The 20,227-nt window shown below is 44.4% G+C and carries 20 protein-coding genes; 14 read left to right on the forward strand and 6 right to left on the reverse strand.

Translation table 11 applies throughout. From position 1 onward, the window contains the following. Positions 1 to 19: 19 nt before the first annotated feature. The 3 genes from KI743_RS05940 to KI743_RS05950 form a co-directional block, all read right to left on the reverse strand. Positions 20 to 256: a hypothetical protein gene (locus KI743_RS05940; RefSeq protein ID WP_032550241.1), complete on the reverse strand. Its 237-nt coding sequence runs from the start codon at positions 254 to 256 to the stop codon at positions 20 to 22. A gap of 165 nt (positions 257 to 421) precedes the next feature. Continuing rightward, a complete protein-coding gene (locus tag KI743_RS05945; protein WP_285465558.1) occupies positions 422 to 1,048 on the reverse strand; it encodes a D-Ala-D-Ala carboxypeptidase family metallohydrolase in 627 nt (208 codons plus the stop codon). A 106-nt stretch (positions 1,049 to 1,154) separates the two neighbouring features. Beyond that, complete coding sequence (locus KI743_RS05950; protein WP_032550242.1) at positions 1,155 to 1,469, reverse strand: DUF496 family protein; 315 nt, start codon at positions 1,467 to 1,469, stop codon at positions 1,155 to 1,157. Between the two features lie 195 nt (positions 1,470 to 1,664). Here KI743_RS05950 and KI743_RS05955 point away from each other — a divergent pair, with 195 nt between their 5' ends. The 5 genes from KI743_RS05955 to luxQ all read left to right on the forward strand — a co-directional run bounded on the left by KI743_RS05955 (position 1,665) and on the right by luxQ (position 6,829). Continuing rightward, the gene (locus KI743_RS05955) at positions 1,665 to 1,865 is read left to right on the forward strand and encodes a hypothetical protein (protein ID WP_150897209.1); all 201 of its coding nucleotides are present in this window, start codon (positions 1,665 to 1,667) and stop codon (positions 1,863 to 1,865) included. 60 nt (positions 1,866 to 1,925) lie between these two features. Continuing rightward, positions 1,926 to 2,579: a YceH family protein gene (locus tag KI743_RS05960; RefSeq protein ID WP_285465559.1), complete on the forward strand. Its 654-nt coding sequence runs from the start codon at positions 1,926 to 1,928 to the stop codon at positions 2,577 to 2,579. Further along, positions 2,580 to 2,903 (forward strand): GIY-YIG nuclease family protein, encoded by a 324-nt coding sequence (locus tag KI743_RS05965; RefSeq protein WP_285465560.1) that lies wholly within the window; start codon positions 2,580 to 2,582, stop codon positions 2,901 to 2,903. It abuts the gene before it with no gap. Positions 2,904 to 3,152: 249 nt separating this feature from the next. Beyond that, the gene (locus tag KI743_RS05970) at positions 3,153 to 4,247 is read left to right on the forward strand and encodes a substrate-binding domain-containing protein (RefSeq protein ID WP_285465561.1); all 1,095 of its coding nucleotides are present in this window, start codon (positions 3,153 to 3,155) and stop codon (positions 4,245 to 4,247) included. Further along, positions 4,247 to 6,829 (forward strand): quorum-sensing autoinducer 2 sensor kinase/phosphatase LuxQ, encoded by a 2,583-nt coding sequence (luxQ, locus tag KI743_RS05975; RefSeq protein WP_285465562.1) that lies wholly within the window; start codon positions 4,247 to 4,249, stop codon positions 6,827 to 6,829. The genes KI743_RS05970 and luxQ overlap by 1 nt, the downstream gene beginning before the upstream one ends. Before the next feature lie 53 nt (positions 6,830 to 6,882). Here the strand turns inward: luxQ and KI743_RS05980 are convergent, their stop codons facing one another. Then, positions 6,883 to 7,542, reverse strand: a complete 660-nt coding sequence (locus KI743_RS05980; protein ID WP_285465563.1) for a PilZ domain-containing protein — start codon at positions 7,540 to 7,542, stop codon at positions 6,883 to 6,885. 248 nt (positions 7,543 to 7,790) lie between these two features. On the opposite strand from KI743_RS05980, the gene KI743_RS05985 reads away from it, so the two are divergent. Further along, positions 7,791 to 8,135 carry a HopJ type III effector protein gene (locus KI743_RS05985; RefSeq protein ID WP_285465564.1) on the forward strand — a complete coding sequence of 115 codons (345 nt, stop codon included), beginning with the start codon at positions 7,791 to 7,793 and terminating at the stop codon, positions 8,133 to 8,135. A 76-nt stretch (positions 8,136 to 8,211) separates the two neighbouring features. Here KI743_RS05985 and KI743_RS05990 read toward each other — a convergent pair whose 3' ends face one another. Further along, positions 8,212 to 8,520, reverse strand: coding sequence for a DUF1289 domain-containing protein (locus KI743_RS05990; protein WP_285465565.1), 309 nt, complete (start codon positions 8,518 to 8,520; stop codon positions 8,212 to 8,214). 136 nt (positions 8,521 to 8,656) lie between these two features. Here KI743_RS05990 and yegD point away from each other — a divergent pair, with 136 nt between their 5' ends. The 4 genes from yegD to KI743_RS06010 all read left to right on the forward strand — a co-directional run bounded on the left by yegD (position 8,657) and on the right by KI743_RS06010 (position 13,610). Next, positions 8,657 to 10,009: a molecular chaperone gene (gene yegD, locus KI743_RS05995; RefSeq protein WP_285465566.1), complete on the forward strand. Its 1,353-nt coding sequence runs from the start codon at positions 8,657 to 8,659 to the stop codon at positions 10,007 to 10,009. A 783-nt stretch (positions 10,010 to 10,792) separates the two neighbouring features. Further along, complete coding sequence (locus tag KI743_RS06000; protein ID WP_285465567.1) at positions 10,793 to 11,857, forward strand: porin; 1,065 nt, start codon at positions 10,793 to 10,795, stop codon at positions 11,855 to 11,857. A gap of 249 nt (positions 11,858 to 12,106) precedes the next feature. Next, positions 12,107 to 12,739 carry a fumarylacetoacetate hydrolase family protein gene (locus tag KI743_RS06005; protein ID WP_285465568.1) on the forward strand — a complete coding sequence of 211 codons (633 nt, stop codon included), beginning with the start codon at positions 12,107 to 12,109 and terminating at the stop codon, positions 12,737 to 12,739. 241 nt (positions 12,740 to 12,980) lie between these two features. Next, a complete protein-coding gene (locus tag KI743_RS06010; protein WP_150868642.1) occupies positions 12,981 to 13,610 on the forward strand; it encodes a LysE family translocator in 630 nt (209 codons plus the stop codon). 111 nt (positions 13,611 to 13,721) lie between these two features. Here the strand turns inward: KI743_RS06010 and KI743_RS06015 are convergent, their stop codons facing one another. Next, positions 13,722 to 15,428, reverse strand: a complete 1,707-nt coding sequence (locus KI743_RS06015) for a phospho-sugar mutase (protein WP_285465678.1) — start codon at positions 15,426 to 15,428, stop codon at positions 13,722 to 13,724. Positions 15,429 to 15,828: 400 nt separating this feature from the next. Here KI743_RS06015 and coxB point away from each other — a divergent pair, with 400 nt between their 5' ends. From coxB to KI743_RS06035, 4 genes are read left to right on the forward strand one after another with little or no spacing between them, the layout of a single operon-like run. Next, entirely contained in the window at positions 15,829 to 17,037 is a 1,209-nt protein-coding gene (gene coxB / locus KI743_RS06020) for a cytochrome c oxidase subunit II (protein WP_285465569.1), read from the forward strand. Continuing rightward, positions 17,034 to 18,680, forward strand: a complete 1,647-nt coding sequence (gene ctaD, locus KI743_RS06025; RefSeq protein WP_285465570.1) for a cytochrome c oxidase subunit I — start codon at positions 17,034 to 17,036, stop codon at positions 18,678 to 18,680. Before coxB ends, ctaD begins: the two co-directional genes overlap by 4 nt. 8 nt (positions 18,681 to 18,688) lie before the next feature. Further along, a complete protein-coding gene (locus KI743_RS06030; protein WP_285465571.1) occupies positions 18,689 to 19,294 on the forward strand; it encodes a cytochrome c oxidase assembly protein in 606 nt (201 codons plus the stop codon). Between the two features lie 39 nt (positions 19,295 to 19,333). Continuing rightward, positions 19,334 to 20,218 carry a cytochrome c oxidase subunit 3 gene (locus KI743_RS06035; RefSeq protein WP_285465572.1) on the forward strand — a complete coding sequence of 295 codons (885 nt, stop codon included), beginning with the start codon at positions 19,334 to 19,336 and terminating at the stop codon, positions 20,216 to 20,218. Positions 20,219 to 20,227: the final 9 nt, after the last annotated feature.

Consider the following 20,227-nt stretch of genomic DNA (forward strand, 5'->3'; position numbering starts at 1 on the left):
AGCCGTATAGATAATCTATCTAACGCACTTCCATACCTAAGTTGTATTGCGCTAAACAACGCCCCACGTAACTCACCTTTAAAAACGCAGCAATCACAATGGTCCCGATATGAGCAGCTATCTGTGCCGCAAGGGAAAAACTGTCAGCAAGAGGGTAGGCGATAATGATGCTAATGATCATGAGTAATGTGGTGATGATCAATCCAGCATTGGAGACAGACAGAAGCGTTTTAAAAGTTGTTTGAGTTGGTTTCATAATGCGTCCTCATAGGCTTGGTTTACTATGAATAGAGCAAAAGATGTTCCAGTTATTTTATTCTTTTTAAATCAGGTGTTTATTTGTTATTTGATATTGAGGTGAGTCATAATGACACTCTTAGCTTTGTTGTTATTATGACTCTCTGTTGTGTTATTTACATGGTTACCACTGTCTGAAACCACAAGTGTCTATATGAAAACGGACACCATCATATAGTCCCAGTCCCACATGATGTTCCTTACCGTGTTGAGCGTGGATTTGTTTTAACTTTACATGTAACTCTTCACGCGAAATATCTTCAGATGGCACCATATCGAGAGCACAAAACTCAAGGTGCTTACTGCGAGGTGCGCCTCCCGCTTGTTGGTTGTAGCTACTGGTTCGCTCACCAGAGACAGGAATAACGATACCGATTTCAGGCTCAATATAGGTCTGTATAAACTTCAGCGTTTTGATCATTTTGGGCATGTGTTGAACATTTGGTAGGCTGAAGAGCGTGGTGTCACTCAAAACCCAATCCGTGCCCTGAAGCAAGATAAGATGAAGAGGCATGGTTTCTTTAATACCCGCATCTCTAAGTTGCTGACCAATGTTGGCAACTTTCTTCTCTGCATTGTTAAGCAGTACCCAGCCTTGGAAAGCAGCTTTAGTGGGTACTTTGTAACCCCGAACATCTACAACAAGGTCGTCATAGCTGATCTCTCGTTCGGTTGTGTACAACTTTTCAAGTTCGTCGGCGTGTGGTTCCGTGGTAGATAAAAGGGCGGCAATTAACAGAGCGGTATACATGAGGCGACTCCAACGGTGGCAGTCATTTGAGTATAGTCGTTAAATCTAGGGTCAAAAAAACCCACTTAATAAAGTGGGTTAATATCATGCGTTGGACAACAAGGGATTATTTCTTGCCTTGAGTCTGCTTGTCTTCTTCCGTTAGCTCACGGATGCGACGACTGATGTCACGACGAGCTTTAGAGATTTCTGCACTCTTGATGATGTGGTCATCAACACGATCTTCGTAGTCCGCTTTCATGTTTTTGATGATACCTAAGATTTCATCGTGAGACATTTCTGGCTTGATGTAATCTAGTAGGTTGTCTAGAAGATCTACACGTTTGCGGTTATCACGAACTTTCTTTTCGTTGTCTAGAAGTTCACGCTTAAGTTTGTTCTTACGACGTGCCTGGTTAACAATTTCAAATACGCTACTCATAGATTCCTTTTCCTAATCGTCATATACGTTATCTGATTCTGATTAAAGCACATCGAATGCGGTTGTAACAGTCTTTAGATCAAAGCAAAAGTAAGGTTGTTTAATAATTCAGCACTCTGTTACTCAGCTGATTGTTTTTCTCAGACAGTTCACGATAGTATCTTGTATAGAAGCAAGCATTATATGAAATGTGAGATGAACCAGTCAGAATCGAATAATGAGGAATCGAACGAGATTTCTCAGGAAGCTTGTAGTGAGCAAGACAAGCTTCGAACCGCTTATGTAAAAGAGCGCACCAACCTAGAAGTGGTGGAAATTGAACTAAATCGTTCTAAGATCATGGTGATTGACGAACAAGGCCGAAAACGAAGAGTCCCGATACTGTCTGAACACTAGCCTGTTAGGTTAGCCTTGAATGTGTACAGACGGAATTGAAAATAATAAAAAGGAAAAATAATGAACACGCAACTTTCCGCAATAGAAGCTCGTATTATTGGTTGTTTAATTGAAAAAGAGGTAACAACCCCTGATCACTACCCTCTTACTCTCAATAGCTTAACAACCGCGTGTAACCAAAAGAGCAATCGTGAGCCTGTTTTATCCTTGTCTGAGTCAGAGGTGCTTGACGCCGTTGATGGGCTTATTTCACGCCGTTTAGTGAGCGATGAAAGTGGCTTTAACAGCCGTGTGAGTAAGTACCAACATCGTTTCTGTAATACCGAGTTTGGCGACCTGCAATTTACCGAACAAGAGCGTGCAATTATCTGCTGCATGTTACTGCGTGGCGCACAAACTCCTGGTGAATTAAGAACACGCACAGGTCGTTTGGCTAACTTCACGGATGTCAAAGAGGTAGAAGCAGTTTTAGACAAGCTAGCAGCTCGTGAAGAGGGTGCTCTTGTGGTTAAGCTACCTCGTGAAGCTGGTAAGCGTGAGTCTCGTTATCAGCACCTGTTAAGTGGTGAAGTAGATGTGGAAGCATTGGCATCTGCGGCGCCAGCGATGACATCGGGTTCTGGTAATGAGCGTGTAGAAGCTCTTGAGTTCGAAGTTGAGAACTTGAAAAAAGAGCTAGCAGAGTTAAAAGCTCTGGTTGAATCTCTGATTTAGATGACAGACCAAAAATCAGATGCGGATTGGGTTGTGTACCTGATCCGCACTCGTCACAACGCCCTTTATTGCGGTATCACCAACAATCTGACTCGGCGCTTTGAGCAGCATCAGCAAGGCAAAGGTGCTAAGGCTTTGAAAGGTAAAGGTCCTTTATCATTGGAATGGAGCCATATTGTCGATTCGAAAAGTCATGCGCTTCGAATGGAATACGCCATAAAACAACTCTCTAAACTGCGTAAAGAGTCCCTTGTTAAAGAACAGCTATGCATCGACATTCAGGATGATAAAGTTGTTTATTTTGAACCAATGTTCAACTCTTAGTTGATTCCCTTTGACAGTGGCTTAATTTTCTCTTTATTACTTGGGTGAATGTGTTTCTGGTTGATTCTGAACCCCTTTTATCATTTTAAAACCAAGTTCATAATTTTTAATGGGAATGATGTTCTAATTATTGTTTGAGCCTATCATTTTTCACGGTTGTCCTACATAATATATAAAAAGTCATACAACGATATGACATCAGGCTAGGTAAAAAATGAGCCAAAGTAGCTCATAAAAAATGAGAAAATAATGAAACGTTCACTTATGTTGCTAGGGGCTTCGCTATTGTCAGGGCCGGCCCTTTCTCACGGTACTCATGTGCTCAATGGCTATTGGGAGTACCAAGAATTTTTGGATAAATTCCCAGCTCAACAAGCCCTCACTGAACAGATGAACCAAGCCGTTCAAAAACACCCTGTTCCTCTACAAGTTAAACAACAAGCTCCCATCACCATATCGGTCGTTTACCCTGGCCAACAGATCTCGGATTACTGGGTGAGAAATATTCAGGCGTTCGAAAAGCGTTTGGATAAACTCAGAATCAACTATCAAATCAATCAAGTATTTACGCGTGTGAATGCGGATTTGACGCAGCAAAGTATCTCTCTTCAAGAAGCGATAGAAAATAAGACCGATTATCTGATTTTCACACTCGATACAACTCGCCATCGCAAATTCATTGAGCACGTGTTGAGCTCAACTGATACCAAGCTGATTCTGCAAAATATCACGACGCCAGTTCGTGCTTGGCAAGAGCGACAGCCTTTTATGTATGTCGGATTCGATCATGCGACGGGCAGCATTAAGCTGGCTGAATATTTTAAAACTCACTCTGGAGATGAGAGTGAGTACTCAGTTCTTTATCGTTCAGAGGGCTACATCAGTGATGCTCGTGGTGACACTTTTATCCACGAAATCAGTGAAGAGACAGACTTCAAACTTAAATCTTCTTTTTATACCAAATCTGACATGGATAGCGGCTATAAAGCGGCCAAGATCAGCATTGCGCGCAATCAGAATCTCGATTTCATTTACGCATGCGCTACCGATGTCGCATTAGGTGCTGCCCAAGCCATTAAAGAGTCCGGTTTGGATATCAAACTTAATGGTTGGGGTGGTGGTTCTGCTGAATTGGAAGCGTTGGCTCGTGGAGAGCTAGATGTTACTGTGATGCGAATGAATGACGACACTGGTATAGCGATGGCAGAAGCCATTAAGTGGGATTTAGAAGGCTTTGCTGTACCGACCGTCTACTCTGGAGACTTTGAAGTAGTCACCAAAGAAGATAGCCCAGAACATATAGAATCGCTGAAACAGCGAGCCTTTAGATACTCAGGAAAATAATGAAGAAAAGCTACGCTAACACGCCACGTAATACACTCGCGAAACTCATCACTCGAATTATTATTTTGGTGATTGGTGTGATGGCAATTGGTGTGTTGATTCATAACTATGAAACCAGCAGTAGCATTGTAAAACAAGAAACCAAGCGAACGGTTCAGCAAACGTCGAGTTTGATACAGAACATGTTTGATTATCGCTTGTCGGTTCTCCAAATCCATCAAGATAGCAGCTCACACAGTACTATGCTCAAACAGTATTTCGCGAGTGGTGACAAAGAGGAGCTGAGCTATTTCTTCTTTGGTGTTGACCAACGAGAGCCCAACCATGCACCGGATATGCGTTTTGTCACCACGCATGATGGTGTGTCTTGGGATGATGGTAATGGTCAGTTCTATGGTTTTGATGAGACCAGCTTAGAATACATCTCTACTCAGGTTGCGTTCAGCAGCAATTGGCATTTTCTCGAACTAGACACAGAAATTGGCAAGCGCCATCTTTTGGCACGTAAAACTCCTATTGTCGATAACAAAACGGGCGAAGTGCTCGGGCAGCTCTACATCACTATTGTATTGGACAATAATTTCTCGTTAGCTGAGTCCATTCAGCAGGGTAGTAACTGCGAGAATATCGTTATAGAAGCACATGGCGATCCTGTCACCTCGACATTCAGTGGTGACGAAACTTACTCTCTTGAAGACGTTCTCTCTTATCGTGTTCATGAACAACTTCCTGAGCACTTCGTTACTATTGCTCGAATTAAGATCAACTCGGTCGATACACCTCTTACGATTCGTGCCGTACAGAAAAACAATAATTTTATTGCGCTTGAAGAAAACTATGAACGTGCTATTGCGGCTGTGATTATTGTTTTGATTGTTATGTCATTCTTCGCAAGAGGCTGGATTCACAAGCGTGTCTCTAAAGAGCTGAATAAACTGATGGAATTCACTCGTTCAGCGAGTGACAACCATGAAGTACATAAGTTTGATGGCTCCAGTATCTATGAATTTCACCATATTGGTTGCACCTTAGAAGATACGTTTGAACGCCTTGCGGAGCAGAGCCAAAAATTCCAAGACCTGTTTAACTTTGCGCATTCTCCAATTTTGGTTTGGTCGGAAAATGGTGCTCTGATTCAGATGAACCCAGCCGCTCGTATGGCAATGTTTGCGGATGATGACTTCAAAGGTGTGCTAGCCAAAGAGTTCGAGAAGAAGATGCAACCTAATGTGTTGATGGTTCTTCAAGGAGCGAAGCTAACCGGTATCAACGTACCTATCGGTGACAAGGTATTCCGTTGGAATATGTCCGCGATACGCGTCGAGCATGGTATTACTGGTGTGGTTGTACAAGGCCAAGACATTACGAAGCTGGTGGAAGCAGAACAACAAGCTGATCGCGCCCGCGAAGAAGCGGAGCACTTAGCCAACGTGCGTGCTGATTTCTTAGCTAAAATGAGTCACGAAATTCGAACGCCACTTAATGGTATTTTAGGTGTGTCGCAACTCCTAAAACGCTCTATGACCAGTGAGGGCAATAGAGAGAAAGTCGATGTTTTGGTTAACAGTGCCGAACATCTTCTTGCCGTGCTCAATGACATTCTAGATTTTTCTAAGATCGAGCAGGGCCAGTTTAATATCCAGAAAAAAGAGTTCCGCCTTTCAGAGCTTATCAATACGTTAGATAGCATCTATAAGCCGCTCTGTGTTGAGAAATCGATCAGCTTTGATATCGACAGTCGATTGCCTGAAGAGCTTGAGATCTACACCGATCAAATCCGCTTAAATCAGATCATGTTTAATCTACTGAGCAATGCTCTGAAGTTCACCCATTTGGGAGGAGTGTCGGTCTCGTTTGACTTAGAAACCACCATTAATACCAATCAAGCAGGCTTAATTATCACCGTCAAAGACAGTGGCATCGGTATCGAGCCTGAGAAGTTAGATGCGGTGTTTGAACCTTTTGTTCAAGCCGAGGAAACCACGACACGTGAATATGGCGGTACTGGGCTAGGGTTAGCGATTGTTAAGAACTTAGTGGATATGCTTGAAGGCGATATCAGAGTTAGAAGTCGCAAAGATGCCGGATCTGAGTTTGTTATTGATATTCCAGTCATCTATCGAACTGAACCAGTAACGGGGCCTAAGTTGGATGAGTCTATCGCGCCAAGAGACCTGTTTGATAAATCATTGAGGGTATTACTGGTTGAAGACAATCATACGAATGCTTTTATCGCTCAAGCCTTCTGCAAAAAATATGGGATGTCGGTAACGTGGGCCAAAGATGGCTTGGAAGCCATGGCATACGCCGAGCTTCAACCGTATGACCTTATTTTAATGGACAACCAACTTCCAAATTTGGGCGGGGTAGAGACTACGATTAAGCTCAGAGAAGATCTGCATTTACAAACCCCAATCTATGCTTGTACGGCAGATGCGCAGATTTCGACTCGTGATCGCTTTATGGAGGCAGGGGCAAACTACGTGATTGTGAAGCCGATAAAAGAAGAGTCATTGCATCGGGCTTTTATTCATTTCAAAGAGCATTATCAGCCGGCTGAACGCCTCGTTGGTAATGAATAAAATCAGTTAGAAATAAGAAAGGCGCATTATGCGCCTTTCTTATTGATATCGTGTTAGAGGTTACCAGTGTTAAAAGCTAGTTCGAGCAGAAGCTTTTTCAGCTCTTCGTCTAGCTCAAGGTGCTCTGGGAATTGAATGCCAAGAAGCCAACCTTGACCATGCCGCTTTTTACTCACCACTTTATAGGCCAGATCGCTTGGCAGATGTTCATCTAGTATCGATGACACCTTGATCTTCATACCAACATCGATGTCGGATTGCTGAGATAAGAACACCCCACAACCAGAAATTGAAAAATCGATCAGAGTAGCATCAAGCGTCAACGTGTCGAATGACGCTTCGCAGCTGAGGTTTATTTTGTAGCGCTCATGTTCGCGAATAGGCTTAGTCGCGAAGTTAGATGGCGGTCTTAGAAAGATCAGGTGGGCTGGTTGAGTAATATGAGAGAGGACACTCGTCTTAAACGCGACGATATGGCCTAACTCGGTGTCGGTGATAGCTCGAATAATAATATCGACATTATTTAGCTTTCTGAGGGTCAGAGCTTCGGTCGATTTTTGAGATAACTCAAGTACTAAGTATTGATCTTCTTTGTGACCAATATAGAGAGTACTCACTTGGATAGAATCTTGTGGGCCAAATTCAAGAACACCTGCTGTACGCGTTCCTGGTTTCAGATATCTAAACAGTTCTTGGTTATTATCTTTTGGCATATTTCCGTATAAGCAGTGTTAAACAAGTGTTGAAACAATATAACGCCCTGATCGTGTTATGTCATCAGTTTCATTACGCTAATTAATGGAAAATAGAAGCCAACAAATCACGTTTTATGGTCTGATGAGTAAATAGGCAAGCTTTTGAAAATAGTGTTGATTTTATTGTTTACGGACGCGTTACAGCCTTGCAGTCACGTGCAAACTCGATACACTGCTACAGAACGATATTAATGGAGAAAAGAGAAATGGAACTATCAACTTTTTTGGCTAAATTAGACAACCAGCCAGAAAGCGTTCAGTTTGAAGATACAATGCAAGTAATTGAAAATGGCTACGTGTTTACAGAGCGTGAATTTGCTAACGGAGATGTGGTGAATGCGGCAGGGCAGAACAACGGATCGTGCAAAATCTTTGCGTTTGGCCAATTGGAAGGGCTATCTGAGCAGCAAACCTTGACCTGCTTTGGTCAGTACTACCGTCACGATGTTCTTGAGTTTCCAGAAAACGATGATCACCAAAACATTCGTAACTTCATCAAACACGGTTGGCAGGGTGTTCGTTTCTCAGCGCCGGCATTGGTTAAAAAATAGTAACTTACTATTCTACTGAGACAAACAACAAGAGGGCACTTTGAGCCCTCTTGTTATATATATGCAATGCTTGATGCTATTCGATAGGCAATGCAGAAAGGCACTTGCGACACATACATAAGCCTTGCTTCGACACACTGCTAGTATCTCTCTTCTCTAGTTCAAAACACCAACACGTTTCCTTACCGGCACTAATGTCGCATTGTGCGGGCTTGCTGCATTGAGGACATTCGTGAGTTGCCCCTTCCGCAGAAAGGTTTTGCATCACTTGCTCTCTTTGCTCATCGGAAAGATTCTTCCAACCGATGATCTCATTCATTGTGCGATGGCAGCCTCCGCAAATACCGCCATTATTCTTACAAGCTGCGATACAAGGTGTTTTCATTTTTCGATTCCTGAAGCATTTGCGTGGCAATGTAACATACTGAGCATAGATGTTAAGAATAGTTCGGTTTGACCTAGCGATTTATAGGTAATTCAGGTAGCATCTCGCCCCTTTTCTAGCTTGGGGGATATGATTGATGTTCATCGGATTTGACTATGGAACGGCAAACTGCTCAGTTGCAGCAATGATAGAAGGGGCTCCTCGTCTACTGCCTCTTGAAGGTGATAACCACTATATTCCCTCAACGGTTTTTGCTCCAACACGGGAGAGTGTCTCTGAACACTTGTTTCGTCACCTAAACATCAAACCAAGTGACGCGATTGGCGAGCAAGTACTGCGTCGTGCAATTGCGGCGAACCGTGAAGAGAGCATCGATTTGGTACCGGAAGATATGGCGTTTGGTCAGGCAGCTCTGGACTTGTATCTTGAAGACCCACGAGACGTTTATTACGTAAAGTCACCGAAGTCATTCTTGGGTGCTAGCGGCTTACATGATGTCCAAGTGAGTTTCTTTGAGGACTTGGTGTGCGCCATGATGGCGAACATTAAACAGCAAGCTGAACGCTCTACACAGTGTCCGATTGAACAAGCGGTTATCGGCCGTCCAATCAACTTTCATGGCCGTGGTGGAGAAGAGGCGAACCAACAAGCTGAACGTATACTGACTCGAGCAGCTACACGTGCGGGCTTCTCAGATATCGCCTTTCAGTTTGAACCCGTCGCCGCCGGGCTTGAATACGAAAGTACGCTCACTCAGAACCAAACCGTTCTTGTGGTCGATATTGGTGGTGGTACTACCGACTGTTCACTGCTTGAAATGGGTCCTACATGGGCAGGGAATGCGGACCGAAGTGCAAGCTTGTTGGCTCATAGTGGTCAACGTGTCGGCGGTAATGATTTGGATATCTATCTTGCCTTTAAACGTTTGATGCACCCATTTGGGATGACGAGCAAAAGTATCTCTGGGATCGATATGCCATTGACTCAGTTCTGGAACCCAATTGCTATTAATAATGTTGAGGCTCAGAAGAACTTCTATTCTCGAGAAAATCTCTCTGCTTTGAAATTGTTGCGTAAAGAGGCGGCTGAACCAGCAAAGCTTGATAGATTAATGCGCGTATATCACGACACCTTAGGCTACAGCATTGTAAGGCGTGCCGAAGAAGCCAAGATTGCCCTTGCCGACAGCAGTGAGTATCGAACTGCGATTCAGGTAGCGTCCGAATTGGTCGAAGTAGATATCTCAGTTGAACAAATGGTTGAAGCCATTGATGCACCAAAAGCCAAGATGATTGAGTTGGTTAAAGAAGCGATACAACAAGGGCAAAAAACGCCAGATGTTATCTATATGACAGGCGGTTCTGCACGCTCTCCAATTCTGCGTCAAGCTGTAGAACAGGCTGTGCCGAATGTTCCAATTGTTAGTGGTAACTATTTTGGCTCTGTTACCGCTGGGCTAGCGCGTTGGGCGGAGACCTGCTTTAAATAAGCAACAAACAACCAATCGGATTGATAGCGAAGAAGCAACCTTTACTAGGGCGTGTTGATCTTTCGAGCTGATTTTTGCAGCGAGTTGCTGGGTATTTCGACAAGGCAGAGGTTTTGATGTGTAGCTAGCCTACATGAAAAGCCGATAACGCAGTAGAAATGACCAGCAAACGCTGCCCAAAGGGTTCAGCTAAAAGCGTTTTACTCTTTGTTGAGGGGGATTTGCTTAGAATGACTAGGCTACTTCCCCCTCGCCGCGATTAAAACGCTTTTGACTAGGCGTCCCCATCCGAACAAAACTTAACCACGAAAGGTCAACACGCCCTAGAGGTTGCTTTTTTTTGTATCTGCATCATATCGCTTTTGGTTCAGATTCTAACGCAGTAGTTATTTTCGATTGATATGGTGAACCAATAAATTACACACCGCTAAAAAATTCGGCATGTTACATAATGTTGCGAAATGTTTCTTAGTGGAAAGTGAGATTAACAGGGTAAAAGCCCATGTGAATTTTAATTCGAAATTAATGAATTTTTAGTAGAAAATGTATTTTTATAACTATAAATGTTTTTGGTTTTTCTGAGAGGTTTTGTATTTTAAGGTTTTGTTTTTATTTGTAATTTTGTTTTCTATAGTTCCATTTGTTTTATTTTATATATTTTAATGCAACTTTTTTGTCATTCATCGCTTACGGTTGCCTCACTTGTTAAATGAAGGTAACAACTTCGGTTTCGGCTAGAGGTTGTTAGTGAGTAAACACCCCAAGTTACAAATGGATATGACAATGAATAAGAAACTTTTAGCGCTTGCTGTTTCTGGCGCTGTATTTGGTACACAGGCAGTTGCAGTAGAACTTTACAACGAAGACGGCACAACATTCTCTATTGGTGGTCACGTATCTGTTGCTGTTGGTGACGTAAACAGTGGCGATCGCATTAGCAGTGACGATATCGGTGTTGAAACTGTATCTCCACGTATCAACTTCAACGCAACTCACGATCTAGGCAACGGCTTTACAGCTGATGCTAAAGGTGAGTGGGCGCTTAACATGCTTGATGGTGGCGACAATGCATTCTCTACTCGTCTTGGTTACGTTGGTCTAACTCATGATGACTTTGGTCGCGCAGCTGTTGGTACTCAGTGGGCACCATACTACAGCGTAGCGGGTGTTGCAGATATGCCAATCGCATTTGCAAACGACTTCATCTACGACGATCACGGTAACCTAGGTACAGGTCGTGGTGAAGAGATGGTTAGCTACTCTAACGCACTAGACTTTGGTGATGCTGGTTCACTAGGTCTTGGTGTTGCATGGCAAGGTCGTAAAGCTGACTCAGTTAAATACAGCGACGCTGTTACTCTAGATAACGAGTACGGCAACCGCGCTCAGGTTGCTCTGAACTACAACATTGCTGATTTCTCAGTGAACTACGCATACAACACTGGTGATGTGAACTTTGAAGGCATCTCTGGTTCCAAAACTGCAGACTCTAACGTTGTAAGTGCTACTTACGGTTCATACGGTTCAGGTCTATACCTAGCAGGTGTTTACGCAATGAACAACTACATGAACAAGACTTCTGCCGGTCCTTTAGAAGAGACAACAGCAGTTGAACTACTTGCTGCTTACGCGCTATCTAACAGCTTAAACCTAAGCGTTAACTACGAAGCGGTAGAAGACGAGAAGCTAAACGCAACTGTGTTCAGCACAACTGCTGTACAAGCTGAATACAACTTCACGTCTCAGTTCGTAGGTTTTGCTGGCTACCAGTTCGATCTACAAGGCTCTGGTGTTTACAAAGACAAAGCTGACGACCAGTGGCTACTTGGTGCTCGTTACTACCTATAAGCCAACCATAATTCAGCATAGTGTTTACTCCCAAGAGTATTACCCCTCTTAGGATACTGTCCTAAACACTTGCTAGGCCCCTTCTAATCGAAAGGTTTGAAGGGGCTGCTTTATTTTGTATCTCAAAAACTTCCCTCTTACTCATCCTGCGCTAAAGATCAGATATTTGAAACAAGGTGTTAGGTTGTCAAAGATTCTTCATCATTGATCAGTTAAACTCTTTGCTCGATTAATAGTCAGGGAAAGACAATGAGCAACACGCATGTAGAGCAGCAGTGGCAGGACTCCAAAATTACCGCGGCACCAAGCAAAGTTCTTTGCGTAGGTCGTAACTATGTTGATCACATTGAAGAGTTGAACAACGCCATTCCTGAACACATGGTGGTCTTCAATAAGCCTAGTACCTGTGTGACCTCGACCTTAACCTCTTTCCACCAAGAAGCACTCCATTATGAAGCGGAGATCTGTTTTATTGTCGAACAAGGGCAATATGTTGCTGTCGGCCTAGGTCTAGATCTTACTAAGCGTGAACTCCAGAGTTACCTAAAAGGGAAGGGCTTACCATGGGAGCGTGCCAAAGCATTCGATGGTTCTGCAGTTCTTAGCCGTTTCGTGCCGCTAGACGGAGTGGACCTATCGGACCTTCATTTAGAGCTCTTTATCAACTGTGTTCGAGTTCAGAAAGGCCATGTTTCGCAGATGCTTTACCCACCGCAAACTATCCTTGAGGAGCTGAGTTCGTACACTACGCTGCTTGATGGTGATGTGGTTATGACGGGCACACCAAAAGGTGTGGGTGAGGTTCATCAAGGCGACCTATTCTTGGGTCGATTGAAGTGTGGTGAGCAGACTTTGGTCGAGATAGAATGGGTAGCTAAGTAACGAATTAGCTAAATATACTATCGATTCAGACGACTCAGTTCCCCCGTTGTTTTTAGTCTACGGATAACAATTACCCCTCAAATATAGCTATCTTTAAGTTGGATTAGCGAATTACGTTGATGAGTTGTGCTGCTTTGGTTTTTTATTCGTTAAATAGCCAAGGTTTCAACTGATTGCATCTAGTTAAAAGTGTTTGGTTGATATAAAATCCGCCGTCTTTTTTATATCAACGCACAATCTAATGATCGATCTAGCTATTCTTCCTGTTTACCTCACTGCCGTCGTTGCACTGCTTCTTCTTCCTGGTCCTGACATGTTACTGATCGCTAGCTCTAGTATGAGTTACGGGCGAAAAGTAGGCTTGTTTGCGAGTTTAGGTAATGCGACGTCTGGGATCATTCTGACGGTTTTAGCGGCTATGGGTGTATCGGCGTTGATTGCAATGAGCCCGCTTGCTTTAAAAGCACTTCATCTGTTGGGTGGTGCATACCTGTTGAAAATGGGGTGGGATTGCCTTCGCTCTGATCAAGGTGATGCACCTGAACTTAGTGATAATTCGGCGGCCAAAGCGTACTACCAAAGAGCGCTGATCAGTAATCTACTTAATCCAAAAGCATTGGTGTTCTTTGTGATGTTTCTCCCTCAGTTCGTTTCAACTAACATTGAAGCCACTTCGGGTGAACAAATGCTTGTGTTGGGCTTGCTGCTTAACTTATTAGGTTTGACCTTTAATTTCTTGCTGGTTGCACTGGCAGGAACTCTGGGCAAACCATTATTGGAAAACGCGAAGTTTAGAACGTATCAACAGAAAGTAATGGGTGGCGTGTTTGTGATCTTGTCGCTTTGGATGCTGTCTTCGTTTTTTGGTTAATCTAAACCAAACTCAATTGAATAAAAATGGACGCCTGCGCGTCCATTTTTGTATCGAAAGAGCTGTTTTACTAAGCGTCTAGTTTCACTCTCACACGCCAGTTTAAAGCTACTATTGGTTGAGTTCACTCTGATGCTGTTCGATGAGCTGGTTCATGTATACCTCACCTCGTTGAATCGCTTCAGAGTAGCTCTCACCCTGTTCGTAAGAGGTGACCGTTTCGTAGTACACCTTCACTTTAGGTTCTGTACCTGAAGGTCGAACGATAATGCGTGACCCGTCTTCTAGATGGTAAATAAGTACATCACTTGCAGGAAGGTTGATCGCTTCCGTAGCTCCACCGACCGTAACACGTAGCGATGATTGCAGGTCTTCAATGACTTTTATCGCAATGCCATTGATGGCCGTTGGCTGTTGGCCTCTCAATTTAGATCCAATGGAAGGGGCTGTTGGGTCAAGCGCAATGCTACGCTGAGCGTTAGTATATAGGCCGTGTTGCATGTAGATATCAGCGAGCAAGTCCCACACTGTCTTGCCTTGTGATTTGAGCTCTTCAACAAGTTGAGCAAATACCACTAGAGCAGATAGGCCATCTTTATCGCGGACTAGGGTACCCATGGTGTAACCAAGTGCTTCTTCATAGGCAAACAGGAACTCATTGTTTTCATCTTCCAACTGCATACCAACGTTAGTCAGCCATTTGAAGCCTGTTAAGGTTTGGAAGTATTTTGCTCCATTCGAATTTGCGACTTTTTCCAGCAGGGTTGAAGAGACGATACTGTTACCGATAAGCTGTGTTTTCGCGTGAGCCTTGGCTGACAAGTACTGTGCGAAGAGCACGCCAACTTGGTCACCGGTCAGCATCTTATAGCCGCCCTCTGGAAGTTTGACTGCAACCGCAAATCTGTCTGCATCCGGGTCGTTAGCACAAGCGATATCGGCATCTACACTCTCTGCCAATTGAACAACCAGATCCATAGCTCCTTTCTCTTCGGGGTTAGGGAAGTTAACGGTCGGGAAATGCCCATCCGGTTCTCGTTGTTCAGCAACACTGAATACTTTATGGAAGCCATTGTCGTGGAGTAGGTCCTCAGCCATTTGCGCGCCGACGCCATGCATCGCAGTATACGCAATAACCGTTTCCAATTCAGAGCCTTGTTTGCTGATAAAAGAAGCTTGATTCACGGCTTGGCGGTAAGCTTGATAGTACTCTTCCGTTAGCCAAACCAGTTTTTCATCTTGTTCCGCATCACTTAAGCTCATTAGCGGGATGGGTTTAGTCGCCGCGATGTCGATCTCTGCTGCGATGCCACTGTCGTGTGGTGGGATGATTTGTGCGCCATTCTCCCAGTACACCTTGAAGCCATTGTACTCTGGCGGATTGTGACTCGCTGTAACAACAATTCCAGCAGCAGCTCCAAAACGTTCAATACCAAAGGCGACGATAGGTGTTGCGGCCACTTTACTCGTTAGGTAAACCTTAAAACCAAGTGCACATAGAACAGATGCGGTATCGGTAGCAAACTGCTTCGAATCCAGTCGTCCATCGTAGCCAATAACAACACCACGTTGCAGCGCTTGTGGAACATGGTCAGCTAGGTAGTGGCCTAAACCTGTTGCTGTTTCTTGAATCACTAAACGATTCATTCGATTAGGGCCGCAGCCCACTTTGCCGCGTAAACCCGCAGTACCAAACTCCAATCTTTGACTGAATCGATCGCCAATTTCATCGTGATTCTTTTCATCAATCAGCAGTTGAAGTTCTTCGCGAGTTCTTGGATCTGGGTCTCTCGCCAACCAGCTCATGGCATCTTGCATATTCATTAACCTTCTCGTTATAAATCGGCTCTGCAATCAATGTAATTGATATTCATTCGCATTACCTTGAAGGCAATCGTAAAACTTGCGCAAACAGTGATAAAGGTTCGACTTTTTTGCTGAGGCACAAATTAAATAATTGAGCATTTAGTAACTAATGCGACCTTGAATATTTGAGTATCGATAACTAGCCTTTTACATAAATATAACAAAAAGTAACAACTTCGCTGTTTTTGAACCTTTTATCGAGTTTGCTCGTAGCTTTTAACAGGTAGCAGTGTTGGCAATCTTTCATTGAGGATTGCTTGTCGGTCTGATTCCAAGTCTTTCATTTTTGAGACGGCGTTTGCCGTTTGATAGCTCGCACATATCCAATATGGATGGATAGAGGAGAGATCTTTTGAAACGATTATTGCTGAGGTATGCGCTACTTATCAGTAGTGTTATGTCGCTGTTAGTGGCTCCACTTGTTCAAGCAACGAGTGAATACAACATGACGCAAGGGGTAACGGAGATTAGTGGCAAAGTCTACGAGCTGCACATGCTGATCTTCTACATTTGTTGTGCCATTGCGTTTGTTGTGTTTGGTGTGATGTTCTATTCGATCCTAAGGCACAGGAAATCGAAGGGAGCGGTTGCCGCACATTTTCATGAAAGCACCAAAGTCGAAATCATCTGGACCATCATTCCTATTATCATCCTTATCGCAATGGCAATCCCTGCAACCAAAACCTTGATTGCAATGGAAGATACTTCTCAATCTGAACTCACAGTTAAAATTACAGGCTCACAATGGAAGTGGCATTACAGCTACTTCGGTGAAGACGTCGAGTACTTTAGTTTACTGGCAACCAGTGACAAAGAGATTGAAGGTATCGAAGCGAAGGGCGCGCACTACTTGTTAGAGGTAGACAAACCACTTGTGCTACCGATTAATCGTAAAGTCCGTTTCTTAATGACCTCGGACGATGTGATTCACTCTTGGTGGGTTCCTGCCTTCGCTGTGAAAAAAGACACAATTCCAGGTTTTATTAATGAAGCTTGGACAAAAATAGATGAGCCCGGCGTTTACCGTGGTCAATGTGCCGAGTTATGTGGTCGTGCTCACGGCTTTATGCCGATTGTTGTTCAAGCCATGGAAGAAGAAGATTTCGATGTTTGGCTGGCTGACCAGAAGGCGCTTGCGATTGCTGAGGCTCAAGCCGCTAAGGACGCATTAGATGCGTCACTTTCTTTGGAAGAGCTAAATACTATTGGTGAGCAAGTTTATGCATCTCGCTGTGCTGTTTGTCACCAAGCAAACGGCGAGGGGATTCCAGGCGCGTTCCCTGCTATTAAGGGTAGCCCAGTGGCACTTGGAAATGTATCGGAGCATATTGATGTTATCGTCTATGGCCGTTCTGGAACTGCGATGCAGGCCTTTGATAACCAACTTACAGAAAAAGAGATCGCTGCAGTGATCACCTACCAACGAAATGCTTGGGGTAATGATACTGGTGATGTTATTCAAGCATCAGACATCAACGCCTACAAGCAGCAAGTTGAAGGCGGGGGTGAAGATGCAGCCACCGACTCGAATGCAACGCCGAATAGCAAGGAGGCGATATGAGTTCACCAATTAACAAGCCGGTGAAATCTGCTCCGGCTGAAGATTTAGCGGCTAGTCACACTGCTGACGATTTAATCGATGTAACTGAGCATGACCATCATGAAGCTCCTAAGGGGTGGGCTCGTTGGCTCTATTCCACTAATCATAAAGATATAGGTACGCTCTATCTGTGGTTCAGTTTTGCCATGTTCCTGACGGGTGGCGCGATGGCCATGGTGATTCGTGCCGAGCTATTTCAGCCAGGGCTACAGCTGGTTGAGCCAGACTTCTTCAATCAGATGACAACCGTTCATGGGTTGATCATGGTGTTTGGTGCAGTCATGCCGGCGTTTACTGGCCTTGCCAACTGGATGATCCCGATGATGATCGGAGCGCCAGACATGGCTCTGCCTCGAATGAACAACCTCAGTTTTTGGATCCTTCCTTTTGCTTTCCTCATTTTAATTGGATCATTGTTTACTGAAGGTGGTGGCCCAAGCTTTGGTTGGACTTTCTATGCGCCTCTATCGACAACTTATGGGCCAGACAGTACGGCACTGTTTGTGTTTTCTGTTCATATCATGGGGATCAGTTCGATCATGGGTGCGATAAACGTGATTGTAACCATCGTCAATATGCGAGCTCCAGGTATGACTTGGTTCAAGCTGCCGATGTTCGTTTGGACATGGTTGATTACTGCGTTCTTGTTAATAGCGGTGATGCCAGTCCTCGCAGGCGCGGTAACTATGGTGCTAACCGATAAGTACTTTGGGACGAGCTTCTTTGATGCGGCTGGTGGGGGAGACCCTGTGATGTTCCAACACATCTTCTGGTTCTTTGGGCATCCAGAGGTGTACATCATGATCTTGCCATCGTTTGGCATTGTTTCAGCGATTATCCCAGCTTTCAGTGGTAAGCGTTTGTTTGGTTACCATTCAATGGTTTACGCAACCTGCAGTATCGCGATCCTGTCTTTCTTGGTATGGGCACACCATATGTTCACCACTGGGATGCCGGTCTTCGCCGAGCTGTTCTTTATGTATTGCACTATGCTGATTGCGGTGCCTACAGGAGTGAAGGTGTTTAACTGGGTTGCGACCATGTGGCGAGGGGCGCTGACCTTCGAAACTCCGATGCTCTTTGCGATCGCCTTTATTGTGCTGTTTACCATTGGTGGGTTCTCAGGGTTGATGTTGGCAATTGTGCCCGCCGACTTCCAATACCACGATACCTACTTTGTGGTAGCGCATTTCCACTATGTTTTGGTGACCGGAGCAGTGTTCTCTATCATGGCGGCAGCTTACTATTGGCTGCCCAAATGGACGGGCAACATGTATGACCACAAATTAAGTTTGTGGCACTTCTGGACTTCGGTTATTTCCGTGAATGTTCTGTTCTTCCCAATGCACTTCCTTGGTTTAGCAGGTATGCCACGTCGTATTCCTGACTACGCGATTCAGTTTGCTGATGTGAATCAGGTGGTGTCGATTGGTGGCTTTGCCTTTGGTTTATCGCAATTGATCTTCTTATGGTTGGTTATCAAATGCATCAAAGGTGGAGAGCCAGCAGAGAGTAAACCTTGGGATAGAGCTGAAGGGCTGGAGTGGACAGTCCCAAGCCCAGCACCGCATCACACCTTTACACACCCGCCAAAAGTGGAATGAGGTGATCTATGGACAAGCAATCACAAGACGAACATACACAAACGCAAAATAACGCCACAAAGCGGTCAACCAAGAAACTGACGGCCTATTTGATATTGAGTGTGATTGGCATGTTTGGCTTTGGGTTTGCTTTGGTGCCACTCTATGACGTGATGTGTGAAGCTTTGGGTATCAATGGAAAGACCAATACCGTGTCTTCGGTTCAGCCTCAAGGTATGCAGCCCGATTACAGTCGCACTGTGCGAGTTGAGTTCATGTCGCATATTAAGCCCGACATGCCATGGCGATTTGAGCCAGAAAAGCGAGTGCTTGAAGTCCATCCTGGTGAGGTGATTCAGACTAACTACATTGCTACCAATATGTCTGGATTGAATCTAGTTGGGCAAGCGGTTCCGTCTGTGTCTCCCGGCAACGGCGCAACGTACTTCAATAAAATGGAGTGCTTTTGCTTCAATCAACAACCGTTGAACGCCAAGCAGAGTACCGAAATGGGCTTGATCTTCTATATCGAGCCTAATATTCCAGAGTCGATCCACACTCTGACTCTCTCTTATACCTTATTTAACATTACCAATGGGACGTCATCAGAGCAGGATGTAGTCGCGAAAAACTGAGCCGTCGCAAGAACCTGTATCAACAAAAGGAGTTGAGCAATGAGTTCTAAAAAGGAAATCTACTTTGTTCCGCATCAGAGTCACTGGCCTCTAGTTGGCGCTGTCGCTCTATTTCTTGTCGCGCTAGGCTCAGGGTTAACTGTGCAGAATATGGGGACCGACGCCGCGGGTGGAGTATTTGGCAAAGTTACTCTGGTACTGGGCTTTGCGGTGCTGCTTTATATGTTGGCAGGGTGGTTCAGTAATGTGATTACCGAGTCGTTAAGTGGCCTCTATTCTGAGCAAATTTCCCGCTCTTTCCGACAAGGTATGAGCTGGTTTATTTTCTCTGAAATCATGTTCTTCGGTGCTTTCTTTGGCGCACTTTTCTACGCGCGCATGATCTCGGTGCCTTGGTTAGGTGGTGCAGGGAACAATGAGATGACTCATGAGGTGTTGTGGCCGATGTTTCAATCGATGTGGCCGCTAACAACCACGCCAGATGGTATCACTACTCAAGCTATGTCTTGGCAGGGATTACCGCTGAAAAATACCGTCATCTTGTTGCTCTCGTCTGTGACACTGCATATGGCTCATATCAGCCTTGAAAAGAACCAACGTATGGCGCTAACGGTTTGGTTAGAAATTACGATAGTGCTCGCAGGCTTCTTTCTTTTCTTCCAAGCAGAAGAATATATCCACGCCTACCAAGAGATGAATTTGACTTTACAATCAGGCATCTACGGTAACACTTTCTTTTTACTAACTGGTTTTCATGGCTTGCATGTCTGCTTAGGGACTATCTTTTTGATCGTGTTATTAGGGCGTGTAGCCAAAGACCACTTTACGTCTAAAGACCATTTTGCCTTCCAAGCAGGAAGCTGGTATTGGCACTTTGTTGATGTGGTCTGGCTAGGTCTGTTTATCTTCGTTTATGTGTTGTGATTGCTCTAG

Origin of the sequence: Vibrio sp. D420a, from assembly GCF_030248625.1 — a bacterium.
Lineage (GTDB): Bacteria > Pseudomonadota > Gammaproteobacteria > Enterobacterales > Vibrionaceae > Vibrio > Vibrio fortis_A.

What these genes read in the sequence shown, in the direction of transcription:
- KI743_RS05950 (WP_032550242.1), bottom strand. Translation starts at nt 1,469, where the DNA reads ATGAGTAGCGTATTTGAAATTGTTAACCAGGCACGTCGTAAGAACAAA.
- KI743_RS05980 (WP_285465563.1), bottom strand. Translation starts at nt 7,542, where the DNA reads ATGCCAAAAGATAATAACCAAGAACTGTTTAGATATCTGAAACCAGGA.
- KI743_RS05960 (WP_285465559.1), top strand. Translation starts at nt 1,926, where the DNA reads ATGAACACGCAACTTTCCGCAATAGAAGCTCGTATTATTGGTTGTTTA.
- KI743_RS05965 (WP_285465560.1), top strand. Translation starts at nt 2,580, where the DNA reads ATGACAGACCAAAAATCAGATGCGGATTGGGTTGTGTACCTGATCCGC.
- KI743_RS06030 (WP_285465571.1), top strand. Translation starts at nt 18,689, where the DNA reads ATGGACAAGCAATCACAAGACGAACATACACAAACGCAAAATAACGCC.
- yegD (WP_285465566.1), top strand. Translation starts at nt 8,657, where the DNA reads ATGTTCATCGGATTTGACTATGGAACGGCAAACTGCTCAGTTGCAGCA.
- KI743_RS05970 (WP_285465561.1), top strand. Translation starts at nt 3,153, where the DNA reads ATGAAACGTTCACTTATGTTGCTAGGGGCTTCGCTATTGTCAGGGCCG.
- KI743_RS05990 (WP_285465565.1), bottom strand. Translation starts at nt 8,520, where the DNA reads ATGAAAACACCTTGTATCGCAGCTTGTAAGAATAATGGCGGTATTTGC.
- luxQ (WP_285465562.1), top strand. Translation starts at nt 4,247, where the DNA reads ATGAAGAAAAGCTACGCTAACACGCCACGTAATACACTCGCGAAACTC.
- KI743_RS06000 (WP_285465567.1), top strand. Translation starts at nt 10,793, where the DNA reads ATGAATAAGAAACTTTTAGCGCTTGCTGTTTCTGGCGCTGTATTTGGT.
- KI743_RS06005 (WP_285465568.1), top strand. Translation starts at nt 12,107, where the DNA reads ATGAGCAACACGCATGTAGAGCAGCAGTGGCAGGACTCCAAAATTACC.
- KI743_RS05985 (WP_285465564.1), top strand. Translation starts at nt 7,791, where the DNA reads ATGGAACTATCAACTTTTTTGGCTAAATTAGACAACCAGCCAGAAAGC.
- KI743_RS05955 (WP_150897209.1), top strand. Translation starts at nt 1,665, where the DNA reads ATGAACCAGTCAGAATCGAATAATGAGGAATCGAACGAGATTTCTCAG.
- KI743_RS06010 (WP_150868642.1), top strand. Translation starts at nt 12,981, where the DNA reads ATGATCGATCTAGCTATTCTTCCTGTTTACCTCACTGCCGTCGTTGCA.
- KI743_RS06015 (WP_285465678.1), bottom strand. Translation starts at nt 15,428, where the DNA reads ATGCAAGATGCCATGAGCTGGTTGGCGAGAGACCCAGATCCAAGAACT.
- KI743_RS05945 (WP_285465558.1), bottom strand. Translation starts at nt 1,048, where the DNA reads ATGTATACCGCTCTGTTAATTGCCGCCCTTTTATCTACCACGGAACCA.
- KI743_RS06035 (WP_285465572.1), top strand. Translation starts at nt 19,334, where the DNA reads ATGAGTTCTAAAAAGGAAATCTACTTTGTTCCGCATCAGAGTCACTGG.
- KI743_RS05940 (WP_032550241.1), bottom strand. Translation starts at nt 256, where the DNA reads ATGAAACCAACTCAAACAACTTTTAAAACGCTTCTGTCTGTCTCCAAT.
- ctaD (WP_285465570.1), top strand. Translation starts at nt 17,034, where the DNA reads ATGAGTTCACCAATTAACAAGCCGGTGAAATCTGCTCCGGCTGAAGAT.